Genomic DNA, 14138 nt, shown 5'->3' with positions numbered 1-14138 from the left:
TCGGATGAACCAACAAATTGGGATTGTTAAGCAAGCGAGCTAATTTTAAAAAATAATACCGCAATTTTCGGCGGGTATTACCTGGGGCAAATTGCATTATGAAATTGACTCCGCTGTACAACAATTCTCTACCCTATTCCCCACATCTACTGTAAACTGGAAATCCACCCTCTCACTCGAACCGAATCCCTATCTTCATCTTCCGAGCAATGGGTAAGCTCCACTCCCGCCTGACTCGAAACAAAAAAATAAGCCCACCCAACTCTCATAAAGTGTCTGGATTGGCTTATCTGCTTTAATTTTTAGGTTGTTCACGATTAACACGAACGGGTCTCTCGACCCAATTCTCACGATTCATGCGTTGAACCTGATTAATCGGATTCTTAAGATCGATTATTTCAACTGGTTTACCTTCCGCTTGCATGGTGGCCGCGAGCTTTTCCTTATAACCCGTTCCTGGCGCGGGTCCGCCACCCCCGTTGCGCTTACCCTTGTTCCAAACTTTACCTTTACTCATTTCACCACTCCATTTTTGTTTTAAGTGTAAAGGCATAAGAAGAAAAACGCAAATTTTTACTTCCAATCCATTCGACTATCTTTCAAAGCGGAGTACCAACTCCTAGTCCATTCACTTCAAAGGCCCCATGCTTCGTATATTTACCTTAACGGAAATATGAATGTCAGCCTTTGATAGCGCTTCTCCCCAATGATCCTCTACTTTCTTGTATTTTCTATATTCATAAGCCCGTGCGTTGAGACCAAGCCCGAGAGGATCAATTTGCTGCTCCTGTATCTTCTTGATGAGGTTGTCGAATTTCTTTTTCACTTGTTCAGAAATCAATCCCTCTAACTCTTTGCCATTCTTTCGCACATCAAAAGGGAACAAAAGTTCAGTAAGATCAACTGGCATTGTAATATGGATATCGAACCTAAACTTATTCTGTTGGTATGAAGTCTTAACCTTCCTTTTCATGCTTTGAACCATAATACTTACATGGTCTGTTTGGATGGGACCACTCTTTTCACGCCCAGGAATCGTAAGTGTTAAGCTAACAGACTTCTTTGCGTTTTTATTCAATAATTGAAGTAAAATGGTTTCCTCTTTGTCCAGAGAAGCTTTATATTTCCCTTTATGATCCAGCAGCGTTGCGCCAGTTAGCATGATCCGTTTGGCTTTGTCCAACTGAATTTCTGAGATATAGGGTGTCACCCCTTTTTCAAACATTTGCCAATGCAGATTCTGCAGCGTTGTTTGTACCGTCTCCGATCTAGCACTCTTCGTATCAATCATCCCCCGAAGCATTAAGGGTAAAATGGGTTGATCTTTCGGATTTAAGTACATAATGTCGGAAATAGGTCCATTAACAGCGATGATCCTTGGTGTTAATGGATTTTTCATATCGCGAAAGAAGACATCAAGCATCTGGAACCAATCTTCGTGCTCGAGGATGCGCTTTCCGATAAGCATGACCTGAACCTTTCTACCTGTAATTACACCTGGTGCTCGTTCATCCTGTTTTCCCCTTGCCTGTCGAACCGTTTGCGACTTTACTTTGAGTATTAGATTTTCATTCTTAATACCTCTGCCGTACACGGGATTATGCAAATAAAAAAGTAAGTTGTCTTCATTATCTAAATCCACCCCTAAGGCGAGATTATTTGTAGAATTTTCCAAATCCACCCGATCTTTGCATCCAGGGACGAAAGAAACAAGCAAGAAGATGAATATAACATTCAGCATCCGCTTGTTCATAAGTGCTTCCTCCACCTAAATCGATCATGTACACTTACATATAAAAGTAAACAAACAGGGGCTATGTACTCAACACCAAAACCGATCTGACCAAGTAAAGTATTCATCATTTCACTCTGAAAAACAGTAGGCATAAAGAAAAACGTGCCTACGGCAATGAACACCCATAGCAGCCGTAAATGATTACGGTGGTCTTGCTTTCCCATTAGCCAAGTTGTACAAAAAACACTCATGTACATCGTAGGTATCCAAGACAATGAAAAGATAAGAAGATAAAACGCGATAAATATGACTTCGATCCTTGATATAAATGTAAACTCGATCGTTTTCAATACGTTGATCGTAGGTTCGTTGTATTCCATAATTTCATCTGAGCTGAAGTAGCCGAAACAGATAATGGTAATGAATAGATACATAAGCATTGTCAGTGTATACGAGATAACAAGACCGATGGAAGCCATCCGCTTATTTTTGAGAAACGGATACAAGATAAACGTGGTTGAGAATCCGATATGATAATAAAAAGTGCTCGGTACCGCCGCGAATACAGGCTCCCATCCTTCCTTAAGTACAGGAAACAGCCGCAGCCAATGGGCATCCTTAAGCGGAAGTAAATACACAATAGGAATCCATAAAGATAGAAGCATAACCAATTCCACATATCTGCCCAAAATGCGAAGTCCGTTTCGCACAATGACATAAGTAGGAATGAGCAGCAGAAGCATAATGATATAAGCTGGAGTCTGCTGCAAAAGATATTGTTTAATAATCAATACGGTATATACAAGCCCCGTGTATCCGTAGTAACAGAGATAAAGGGCAAATAGGATGGCCACAACTTTGCCTGTCCCTTTACCCAAATACACCGTCACTAAATCTAGCAAAGTCCCGTCAGGATACCTTTTCATCACTTGTACGACGATTAAACTCGCTGCCATGGAAATAACCCAAACGACAATAAGAGAAATCCAGCCAGACGTACCTGCCTTTTCGGCTAATACGCGGGGCAGCGACAAAAAACCGATGCTCAATACCATACCAAAGTTGAGAAAGATATACTGCATGAAAGTGATTTCATTAAAGCCATATTTTTTCACATGCTGTCCCCCTCCGAGTAAGGCGTTTACTTCACTGTCCCCATAGCTCCTATGATTGTCTTCGCGGATACATGAATGTCAGCTTTGGCTAACGTTTCACCCCAATTGTCTTCCACTTGCTTGAAATGGCTATATTTATGCGCCCGAGCGTAAAGCCCAAGCCCAATCGGATCAATTTTATCCGCTTGTATTTTCTGTATGAGGCCTTCCAACTGCTTTTGTACTTGAACAGTAATCTGATTCTCCAATTCTTTTCCTTGACTTCGCACATCGTAAGGAAACAACAGCTCTGTAAGACCAACGCGCATGGTAATATGGATATCGAATTGAAACTTGTCATTTTGATAGGAAGTTTTGACTTTCGTTTTTATTTTTTCAGCATTTAGACTTAATTTATCTGTGTGGAACGGCCCGATCTTCACTTGTCCGGGAATGGGAAGTGTCAAACTAACCGCCCGCTTTGTCCTATTTTGCAAAATTTGCAGTAGAATACTTTCCTGAATGTTCAGAGAATCAGCAAAGTTTCCTTTATTATCCAGTAGCGTTATGCCCGTCATCGCAATTTGTTTATTCAGCAAGCGAACTTCGGAAATGTAGGGAGTTTGACCCTTTTCGCGCATTTGATTGTGCAGCTCCTGCAAAGTCGTCTTTACCGTTTCCGATCGGCTATACTTCGTTTCGACCATATCCCTAAGTAATAAAGGCAGCATGGGTTGGTTTTTCGGATTTAAGTGAATAATTTCAGAAATAGGTCCATCGAAGGCAATAACCCTGGAAGTTAACGGGTTTTTGGGATCGCGAAACCAAATATCCGTTAATTGAAACCAGTTTTTTTGCTGTAGTATTCGTTTGGAGACCAGTATGACTTGAATACTTCTGCCCTGGAAAACGCCCGGCGCATAACTGTCCTGTTTCTCTCTCGACTGACGATTCGTTTGTGGGGTCACCCCAATTTCACGCGTTTTCTTCTCAGCACTTTGACTGAATACTGGTGATGTACTGTAAAGCAACAATTTGTTTTCTTGATCGAGATCAAATCCTATTAATAGGGCGAATGTGGCATCTTCCATATCCAACCGATCACTGCAACCAGCAACAAGAACCGCAAGCACGAAGATGAGTAATATCTGAAACATCCGCTTGTTCATAAGTTCTTCCTCCACTTAAAACGATTATGCATCCATAAATAAACGAGCAAACAGCTAGGAAATACATACTCGATTCCAAAACCAATCTTTCTAAGAAACTCATTCATACGATCACTTTGATTAAAAGTTGGCATGAAAAAAAACGTGCCCACAACAAGAAACAACCAGAGTATTCGAAAATGATTTCGGTGATCCTGCTTTCCGAGTAGCCAGCTAGTACTATAAACTCCTAAGTACATAGCAGGTATCCATGCTAATGAAAAAATGAGTAAAAAAAACGCGATAAACAGTATTTCCATCCGTTCTATGAACTTAAACTCAATGGATTCCAAAATATTGACCATGGGTTCATTATATTTCTGAATTTCATCCGGGCTGTAATAGACAAAGCAGATTAACGTAATGAACAAATACGCGAACATTGTCAATGTATCGGAGATCATAATGATACTGGAAGCCTTCTGTTTGTTCTTCAAATAAGGATACAAAATAAACGTTGTAGCAAATCCAATATAAGAAAAAAACGTTGTAGGTACAGCCGATATTACAGGCTTCCATCCTTCTTTTAATAAGGGAAGCAAATTCAGCCAGTGAGCATCCTTGAGCGGAAGAAGATAAACAAAAGGTATCCAACAAGAGATTATAAAAACGAGCTCCGCATATCTAGCCAAGATACGAAGTCCATTGCGCGTTATTACATAGGTTGGGATGAGCAGCAAAAGCATGACTATAGATGCCGACGTTTGCGGCAGCAGCCATGCCTTCGTAATCAATACAGCCTGGGCAATCCCTGTGTAAGCGTAATAAAAAAGATAGAGGGCAAATAAACTAGCTGCCACCCTAGCTGTCCATTTCCCCAAATATCGTGTAAGCAGATCAAATAATGTGCCATCAGGGTGCTTTTTCATCACCTGAATAACAATTAAGCTTGCTGCAACCGTGATGACCCAGCCTATGATGAGCGCGATCCAGCCATCTGTGCCTGCCTTTTCCGCCAATATTCGCGGCATCGCCAGAAAGAAAACACTCATTTGAATGCCGGAATTAAGGCATATATACTGCATAGTGGTGATTTCATTAAATAGATATCTCTTCATTTCTCATCACCCTTTGGACGATTTTCGCCTTGCCTCCGCAATTGGGTCGCTCTTACGCCTAGTGGTCGCTTGCCCATTTTCCACAATGGTAAACGAATGAACGTATCTTTCCAATCGGAATAACGAACCGGCGCGAAAGGGGTGCCGTACGGCGTTCCAAGTGATTCGAGTGCAATTAAATGTCCAATCATCGTCATCAAACCAATAACGATGCCCACAATGCCGAACATAGCTGCCGCTATCATCATGACGAAACGGATAAGCCGAACGGCTGCCACCATATCATAATTTGGCAAGATAAAGGAGGCAATAGCCGTAAAAGCAACGACGATCACCATGATATTGCTGATGAGTCCTGCTTGCACAATGGCTTGCCCAATGACGATCCCCCCAACAATTCCAACCGTTTGCCCCACCGGAGCGGGTAATCGCACACCTGCCTCCCGCATCATTTCTAAAGTCACCTCCATGAGGATCGCTTCTACAAATGGTGGAAACGGCACCCTTCCTCTGAACTCACCAATCGTGAGCAGTAATTTTACCGGGATGATCTCGAAATTATAGGAGATGACGGCAATGTAGAAGGCCGGTAAGAAAATGGCAACGAAGAAGGCGAAAATCCGCAATAGTCGTATAAAAGTAGCAATCGACCAGCGTGTACTGTAATCATCGACGTTCTGAAAAAACGAAATAAAAGACACCGGTGCGATCAACACACTCGGCGAACGATCGACGACAACAGCAAATCTTCCTTGCAATATTTGTGAAGCCACAGCATCTGGTCTTTCCGTCGTTATAAATTGCGGGAATGGGGAATACGGATTGTCCTCGATCATTTCTGCCAACTCACCTGTGTTAATGATGACATCGACATCAAGCTGTTGAATCCTCTCTTCCAGTTCAGTCAACATCTCTGGATTCGCAACATCTTCTAAATATAAGATCGAAACTAAACTGTTCCCTCTTTGTCCAACGGTCATTTCTCTAATTTTCAATTCACGGTTTTGAATATAGCGACGGATTAAAGCAATATTTTGGCTTCCTGTTTCAACAAAGCCTTGATGTGCTCCTTTTAAAGAAGCCTCAATTTGTGGATCTTCAATTGCTCTCTGCGGCCACCCTTGCGTTCCTAACGCATAGACTTCCGTTCGTCCGCCAACAAAGAGAATACTGCTGCCATGCAAAATGGCAGATTCAATTTGGTGCCAAGATTTCAACGGATCGATTTGACCTACATTTATCGTAAAGCCAAATTCCGAATCGCCGCTTCCTGTTTCAAATTGAAGCGGCCGAAGGACATTATTATTGATTGCATTTTTATCTATGAGTCCAACCAAATAGACTAGCGCAGCTTGGTCACCAGACTCTTTGATCATAAAATGCCGCACAACCAGATCGGGAGTTTGACTGAACTGACTATGTAAATAGGTTATATTTTGCGCCAACGAAGCACTTATCGAGTCGCCAGGCGGCTGATTAATTTGCTCTGGAACCGAACGATACTTCTTCCTTCCGAACCAGTTTGAAAATAGCAACGAACTTCACCACCCTCATCCCTATTCTTTCTTTTAATATCCAAAATTATGTATTGATGACAAAGGATGTACGCTAATGAAAAAGAATGAAGAATACGAGCCAATAGAAAAAAGCAGCCACCGTTAATCGGTGTGCTGCTCTGATTTACAAGATTGAGCCTATTTCCATACGTCCACACTTTACGCTAACATTTACCCTTGCAGCTCAAACGCATTGGCTAATAAACGATAAGAATGAATGCGCGCATCCGCATCATGAATCGGAGAGACGACCATAAACTCGTCAGCTTTATACGCCTCATTCAGCTTGAGAATTTCCGCTTTTACTTTCTGAGGAGTACCCACAATACGCTTGTGTTGGCGACCGCGTATTAGGGCCAAATCAGCTTCTGTATACGGATAATTCATAGCCGTTTCGACGGAAGGGAATGAGGGCAGCAGCGCGCCGCGGCCAAGGGAGAGAAAGAATAAATCCGTACTCGTCGCAAGTACGTTCGCCTCTTCTTCCGTATCTGCGCAGACAACTAAAACCGCTGCAAGCGAATGAGGTTTATCATTCAAAATAGACGGTTTGAATTCCTCGCGGTAAATCTGCAGCGCTTGTTCACAATCGGCATTGCCAAAAAACTGGGCAAAACCAAATGCAGCCCCTTGTTTAGCAGCAATACTGGCACTGTCATAAGAAGAACCAAGCAGCCAAATTTCTGGTGCTGTCGGAATAATTGGAGACGCGTGCAGCGCGGCAAAGCGATGGCTCGCAGGCAGCGAATCATATAAATACCCTGTCAAATCAGCAACTTGCTGCGGGTATTGATCTACGCTCGTGTATTTCCCCTCTTGCAGCGCTCGCGTTGAGATTGGCATGCCGCCTGGCGCACGTCCAAGACCAACGTCAATCCTTCCAGGATGCAGCGCCTCCAACAAACGGAAATTTTCTGCTACTTTGTATGCACTGTAATGCGGCATCATGATACCGCCTGACCCTAAGCGGATCCGATTCGTTTTTGCAGCTAAATGAGCGATAAGTACTTCTGGGCTTGAGTGAGCAAGCGCCTCAGAAGCATGATGCTCCGACACCCAGTAACGCGTATACCCAAGTTTATCTGCCTCTTGCGCCAGCTCAGTCGTTTCAACCAGCGTTTGCGCGGCGTTGCGACCTTCTCCTATTTGTGATTGGTCCAAAATCCCCAATTTTAACATGCTCGATCACCTCCTTTTAACTGTAACATATTTATGCACAGAATAGCAAAGAACAGCCGGAATGACTCCCGACTGTCTTTACGCATCTACTTATTGGGCAAGTTGAACTTGATCGAATAAAGTCTTCTTCAGAAAGACTAATGTATCCGTTTCACCTAGCGGCCTTTCGTGAAAGGCTTGATAACCTTTACGTTCATACATCGGAAGCAGCCAAGGATGATTCTTCGACGTTGCAAGGACAACACCGGATGACAACAAGGTGTCTCTGACGATGACCTCTTCCACATAAGTCAGAAGCCGATTGCCGACACCTTGATATTTGAATTCAGGTAACACAGCAAACCAATACAAAAAAGGCAGATCGGTCAGTTCTGGCAAATTTTTCAAAGAAATGGTTGCTGCAATAGAGCCGTCAATTTCCAATACATAGCTTGTATTTTCTAAAAGGTTCTCACGAATCATGTCGATGTCCGCATTCGCGGCTCTAAATGTAATTCCTAATTCACGAATTGACTCATAGGCGCCATCAATGACTTTGAATTGTTCTTCTGCATCTTCAATTGTCGCCAATCGATAAATCTCACTCATATAGGTCACCTTCCTAGTTGATATGCGCAGCAAGGTCTGCGTTAGCCGAGAACCTGGATAAAGCAAAAGATGAGATCTCTTGCTCGGTTGTGCCTTCCCTTGAAAGATCTGATAAGATCTCTCCAACTACACTTGCGAACTTAAAGCCATGGCCTGAGAAACCGCCCGCCAATAGGACATGAGCATGTTCCGGATGACGATCGATAATAAAATGTTCATCAGGAGTTAATTCATATTTACAAACGGCTCCCCGAAGCACTTGACCCGCAGCTTGTGGCAGAAAGGCTTCCAAGGCTTGCCGCAGATCCTTCTCATCCTCGGCATATTGACCGAACGGTTCGAAGGGCTGCCCTGGCTTCCAAGGCTGACCGGCATCATGCCGACCAATCTTGACACCGGAACCGTCGATGCTAGGGAAGCCATAGAACCCGCCATTTTCCGCACCCAATGTAAACCCTGGAAACCTAGCCGAATCATAGAGAGATTCATCTGATTTGAACCAAGCGACAGCTTTACGAACGGAGCGAATCGGCAGCTGAATAATCGCATTTAACTTACTAAACCATGCGCCGGCAGATAGAATTAACTGATCTGCGTGATAAGCCCCATCTAGTGTTTGTACAGTAACGCCGTTCTTTCCTATTTTGATGCCTGCTACTTGTGTGTTGACCAGTAGTCTTGCACCTGTGGCCAACGCCTGTTGGCGATAGGCGCGTACGCAAGCTTCACTGTACAGAAACCCCGCTTCCTGTTCATACAAACCTATGTAAGATTCTGGCGGATTTAAGCCCGGCCAACGTTTACGAATTTCATCCGCGGAGAGCTGATCAACTTTTAGCCCAAAAGCAGCAGAAGACTTTAATTTGCTCCCCATATGAAGGGACTTGGCATCTCCCATGTTCAGAACTCCGCTGCGCACAAGCAGCCGTTGTCCGCTGGCTTCCTCAAGCTCCTTCCACAGCCTGTCGGCTCTAATTGCCATTGCCGTGTAGGTGGAACTGCCTGCGTATGCATGACGGATAAGGCGAGTCTCCCCATGATGACTGCCTGCCGCATGGGGCGGATCAAATTTATCAATTAATAATACTTTCACCTTATTTTGGGCCAAATGGTATCCAGCGCTCATGCCCATCGAGCCTGCGCCTATAACAATGACATCATATGAGGTTGGCATAAGTCACACTTCCTTTTTCATACAATCGCTGCGCGTAGTCGTTAACCGAATCATAGGACTCCTCCTCGATTATAGACCGTAACTTTTTTCTCCAAAAATGAAGTGAGTCTTTCTGCTAACAAGGTCAACCCCCAGTAAATAAAGGCTGCGGCAATATATGCCTCGAGAAATTTTAAGCTTACTGAAGCAACAACGCTTGCTTTGCCAAGGAGCTCCATCTGAGACACGGTGAAGGCCAAGGATGACGTATGCAGGAATCCAACGAAAATATTGCACAAATTGGGTAAAATAACGCCAATCGCTTGAGGCGCTACGATTCGCCAAATCGCTTGAGGCGTTGTCATGCCAATGGCATGGGCGGCCTCGATTTGACCTCGATCAACCGATAAGATGCCGGATCGAATGATCTCCGACATATAAGCACCGGCTGTTATAGAAAATGCCGTCAACACGATAAGCAGAGAAGGAATCGATGACGATTTGAAACCCCATCCATAATACGCAGACAACCGATCAATGACGAGCGGCAGCCCAAAGTAGATAACAAAAATATGAAGCAGAATCGGCGTCCCGCGTAGAAAGGATACGTAGAAATCTAGGAGACGATGTACATATTTCACTTTGTAGATACGAGCGAAAGCCGTTAATAAACCGATGCCGAAGCCGATAACAAGCGGGATGAAGGTCAGCACCAAGGTTAACGGTAATGCCTTTAATATTTGGAAAAAGGCCGTATAAATAAAAACAATATCGATTTTCATGTCCTCACTCACCCCGCTAATGGACGCTCATGCCTTTGCAGCCTGAACTCCGTCACTTTAAAAACTTTTTCCAAAATAAGTACAGTTACGTAATAAATGATCGTTAAACTGATATAAACTTCCAACGTATGCGCCGTAGCCGCAATTAATGTTTGCCCACGCCCCATCATATCCATGACCCCAATCGAGAAAGCCAGCGACGTATCTTTGAGAAAACCAATCACCGAATTTGCAAAGTTAGGGAAGGCAATAAGTAAAGCTTGGGGCGCAACGATGCGAGAAAAGGATTGTTTACCGGTCATGCCTACCGCATAAGCAGCTTCGGTCTGGCCACGATCGACGGCATTGACAGCCGCCCGGATGTTTTCAGATTTGAAAGCAGCAATACTAAGGCCATAGGTAATAATCACAAAATAGATCGGATCCCATCGAGATATATTGATATCGATAATCTCGAGCAGCATGGGCAAGCCATAGAAAACAAGGAATAATTGGATCAAAATCGGCGTTCCACGAATAAATGATACGTACACGATGGATAGTTGGCTAAGCACCGGAATACGATATAAGCGAGTTAGGGCAATCAGTGTACCCAGCACAAGACCTAATGCAAGTGATGCCACAAGAATGAGAAGGGTTAAAGGCAAGTAGTAGAGCAGCTTCGGCAGAAACTCCGCAACAAGCGTAATATCGAATGATTTCCCCATCTAGCTACCCACGGTATAGTCGGCTCCCAGCCACTGCGTACTTAATTTACCGAGTGTTCCATCTGCTTTGATGGCTTTCACGGCTTCGTCAATCTTCTTTTTCAGCTCTTCTTGATCCTTGCGTAAAATGAAGTAAACTTTGGAGTTGGACAGCGGCTCTCCGACTGTTTTTAGCTGCGCATCTACCGATTTATTAACGAAATCAATCGCAAACTGCGTACTAATCGAGGCATCCGCACGACCTTGCTTAATGAGTGATTTTGCATCCTCGCCTGCACCTGTATAAACGATATTAATACCGGTGTTGTGTTCTTTATTATATTTTTCAGCCAGTACAGCCGCGTTGCTTGTTGCGGTTACCAATAACTTCTTACCTTTAAGATCATCAATGGATTTAACGGTATTGTTGTCTTTGTGAACGATAATTTTGTTCGGGAAAATATTATAGGCTTCATCATTGAATAGGAATTTCTGCTTTCTTTCCTCATTCACTTCCATTTGGTGAGCAATGAAGTCGATTTTATTCGTCTCTAAGCTCAGCAAAAGGTTCTTGAACTCCATCGTTTTGAGCTCAAATTCATACTCGGGAAGCCGCTTATCGATTTCTTTGACAAGCTCTACATCATAACCCGTAAGGTTGCCCTTATCGTCAATAAAGCAAATGTTCGGGAATTGTGTACCTGTTCCCACCACAATTTTTTTAACCGCTTTTGGCGCTGCTGTTGCTTGAGCTGCAGGTGCTGTTGTACCAGCGGCTGTGGCTGCGGCCCCGGTGGATGGTGTCGTGCTGGCCGTTTTAGTTTGAGCTCCACATCCTGCTGCGAATGCAGCCGTAAGAATAAGGGATGAAAGTACCGTTAATTTTTTCATGATTAAATGCCTCCTGAGTGCTATCTATTAGACTTATTTATATATGACTATTCCTACGTTTTAACTATGTTTTTATCCGAAAAGAATACGGGGTATTTATTCCCGTTGAAGTGAAGACATGCCATGACGAATATTCTTTATATATTACAGAGGGTATTACAGAGGATAATGACAGGCCGTCCAATGACCTTCCCGCAATTGGAGCAGCTCCGGCTGCTCCTCCCTGCACCTTGCCTTTGCTGCGGGACACCTGGTGTGGAATCGGCAGCCGGATGGCGGATTCGCAGGGGATGGAATTTCTCCTTCGATCGCAAACCATTCTCTTTTCCTCGTGGGATCAGGTGAAGGTATGGAGGATAGCAGTCCCTTCGTGTAGTGATGGGATGGATGAAGGAACAGCTCTTCACTTGGCGCAATTTCAACCAGCTTTCCTAAATACATCACACCAATACGATCCGATAAATGGCGCACAATATTTAAGCCATGGGCGATAAATAAGTACGTTAACCCCAATTTTCTCTGCAAATCCTGCATTAAATTAACAATTTGTGCCTGTACGGATACGTCAAGCGCAGATACCGCTTCATCGGCAAGAATGAATTTGGGATGAAGTGCTATGGCTCTGGCGATACCAATTCTCTGCCTCTGACCACCCGAGAACTCATGAGGGAATCGATCATACATGGAGCGATTCAAACCAACTAGTTCTAATAGTTCTTCCACCTTAGCGCGCTTTTCTGCATTGCTTAATGATTCATGTACATCGAAAGGTTCGCCGATAATATCGCCAACTTTCCAACGCGGATTCACTGAACCGTACGGATCTTGGAAAATGATTTGCATATCACGACGTGCTCCCTGCAGTCCTTTGGCCGAAAGCTCGGATAAATCCTTCCCTTCGAATAGAACCTTTCCTTCCGTCGCTCTCTCCAGCTGCAGCAGCACTCTGCCTAAAGTAGACTTACCACTGCCGGATTCGCCGACTAAACCGAAGGTCTCACCTTTCTTAATCGAGAATGACACGTCGTCAACAGCGCGAATATAGGCCTTTGAACGGTTAAACGCCCCCTTCCCTATTGGGTAAAATTTACTTAGCCCTTTTACCTCGAAAAGCTTCTCTGTAGCTGTCTCCTGTTCTCCTAACTCAGGAATGGTCAGATCATGCTTACCAGATTTAATAGCCGTATCCGTTGGTGCTACATGCTGCTGCCAATCTTCGAGTTTGACTAAATCCTCTGAATACCAACAAGCGGCTAGCCGTCCATTCACAGATTGAAGAGGCGGACTATCATTCTTACAACGATCCGTCGCAAAAGGACACCGAGGATGAAACCGACATCCTGTAGGGAGATCCGATAAATGAGGTATCGTTCCTTCAATGGAGAATAATCGGGAAGTACGATCACTATCCATCGTAGTAATCGAACGAAGCAACCCTCGTGTATAAGGATGATGGGGTTTCGTGAACAACTGCTGAACGGTTGCCTGTTCCACGATCTGCCCTGCATACATCACGATAATGCGATCAGCCATCTCAGCCGCAATCCCCATATCATGTGTAATCAGGAGAATCGACATGTTAAACTCATCTTTAAGCTCCTGCAGCAGGTGAAGAATTTGCGCTTGAATCGTCACATCAAGCGCCGTTGTGGGTTCATCCGCAATCAGCAGCTGTGGATTACAAGAAAGAGCCATGGCAATCATTGCCCGCTGCAGCATTCCCCCAGACAGCTCGCCGGGGTATTGGTTCATCCGGATTTCAGGCTCAGGAATGCCGACACGCTTCAATAAATGAACGGCACGCTCCCAGGCTTGTTCTCGATTGCCCTGTTTATGCTGAATGATAACCTCCGTGATTTGACTGCCAATTGTAAACACCGGATCAAAAGCAGCCATTGGCTCTTGAAACACCATCGCCATCTTCTTCCCACGTAATGCCCGAAGCTCTTTCTGTGACAAAGTGGCCAAATCATCACCATCCAGCACGATTTGACCGCCGGAAATTACACCATTCTCATAATCAATTAAGCGCATGACGGATTTGGAAGTCACCGATTTGCCACTGCCGGATTCTCCCACTAAACAGACAGTTTCTCCTGTACCAATGTTCAGAGTAACGTCTTGAATTGCTGTGAACGATCCTTTATTCGTTGTAAATTGCACACTTAAATTCTCAATCTCAAGCAGTTGTTTCAATTTGCGCCGCCC

Annotated in this window: 13 protein-coding genes; all 13 read right to left on the bottom strand. The window is 44.1% G+C overall.

Annotated elements, in window-relative coordinates:
- Positions 1–295: 295 nt before the first annotated feature.
- The 13 genes from AC58U0_RS34515 to AC58U0_RS34455 all read right to left on the bottom strand — a co-directional run bounded on the left by AC58U0_RS34515 (position 296) and on the right by AC58U0_RS34455 (position 14126).
- A complete protein-coding gene (locus AC58U0_RS34515) occupies positions 296–517 on the bottom strand; it encodes a hypothetical protein (RefSeq protein ID WP_497383229.1) in 222 nt (73 codons plus the stop codon).
- A 111-nt stretch (positions 518–628) separates the two neighbouring features.
- Entirely contained in the window at positions 629–1753 is a 1125-nt protein-coding gene (locus AC58U0_RS34510; protein WP_497383228.1) for a Ger(x)C family spore germination protein, read from the bottom strand.
- Positions 1750–2850: a GerAB/ArcD/ProY family transporter gene (locus AC58U0_RS34505; protein WP_497383227.1), complete on the bottom strand. Its 1101-nt coding sequence runs from the start codon at positions 2848–2850 to the stop codon at positions 1750–1752. The genes AC58U0_RS34510 and AC58U0_RS34505 overlap by 4 nt, the downstream gene beginning before the upstream one ends.
- A 26-nt stretch (positions 2851–2876) precedes the next feature.
- Entirely contained in the window at positions 2877–3998 is a 1122-nt protein-coding gene (locus tag AC58U0_RS34500; protein WP_497383226.1) for a Ger(x)C family spore germination protein, read from the bottom strand.
- Positions 3995–5095 (bottom strand): GerAB/ArcD/ProY family transporter, encoded by a 1101-nt coding sequence (locus AC58U0_RS34495; protein ID WP_497383225.1) that lies wholly within the window; start codon positions 5093–5095, stop codon positions 3995–3997. Before AC58U0_RS34495 ends, AC58U0_RS34500 begins: the two co-directional genes overlap by 4 nt.
- Positions 5092–6630 (bottom strand): spore germination protein, encoded by a 1539-nt coding sequence (locus tag AC58U0_RS34490; protein ID WP_497383224.1) that lies wholly within the window; start codon positions 6628–6630, stop codon positions 5092–5094. The genes AC58U0_RS34495 and AC58U0_RS34490 overlap by 4 nt, the downstream gene beginning before the upstream one ends.
- 192 nt (positions 6631–6822) lie before the next feature.
- A complete protein-coding gene (locus AC58U0_RS34485; RefSeq protein WP_497383222.1) occupies positions 6823–7830 on the bottom strand; it encodes an LLM class flavin-dependent oxidoreductase in 1008 nt (335 codons plus the stop codon).
- A 90-nt stretch (positions 7831–7920) separates the two neighbouring features.
- The gene (locus AC58U0_RS34480) at positions 7921–8418 is read right to left on the bottom strand and encodes a GNAT family N-acetyltransferase (RefSeq protein ID WP_497383221.1); all 498 of its coding nucleotides are present in this window, start codon (positions 8416–8418) and stop codon (positions 7921–7923) included.
- 13 nt (positions 8419–8431) lie between these two features.
- Positions 8432–9592: an N-methyl-L-tryptophan oxidase gene (gene solA / locus AC58U0_RS34475; RefSeq protein WP_497383220.1), complete on the bottom strand. Its 1161-nt coding sequence runs from the start codon at positions 9590–9592 to the stop codon at positions 8432–8434.
- 50 nt (positions 9593–9642) lie between these two features.
- Positions 9643–10353 (bottom strand): amino acid ABC transporter permease, encoded by a 711-nt coding sequence (locus AC58U0_RS34470; protein ID WP_497383219.1) that lies wholly within the window; start codon positions 10351–10353, stop codon positions 9643–9645.
- Positions 10354–10361: 8 nt separating this feature from the next.
- The gene (locus tag AC58U0_RS34465) at positions 10362–11060 is read right to left on the bottom strand and encodes an amino acid ABC transporter permease (RefSeq protein WP_497383218.1); all 699 of its coding nucleotides are present in this window, start codon (positions 11058–11060) and stop codon (positions 10362–10364) included.
- The gene (locus AC58U0_RS34460; RefSeq protein ID WP_497383217.1) at positions 11061–11930 is read right to left on the bottom strand and encodes a transporter substrate-binding domain-containing protein; all 870 of its coding nucleotides are present in this window, start codon (positions 11928–11930) and stop codon (positions 11061–11063) included. It abuts the gene before it with no gap.
- Between the two features lie 156 nt (positions 11931–12086).
- Entirely contained in the window at positions 12087–14126 is a 2040-nt protein-coding gene (locus AC58U0_RS34455; protein ID WP_497383216.1) for an ABC transporter ATP-binding protein, read from the bottom strand.
- Positions 14127–14138 lie beyond the last annotated feature (12 nt).

It is taken from the genome of Paenibacillus sp. J31P190 (assembly GCF_059692075.1).
This window is presented reverse-complemented; position numbering and strand designations above follow the sequence as displayed.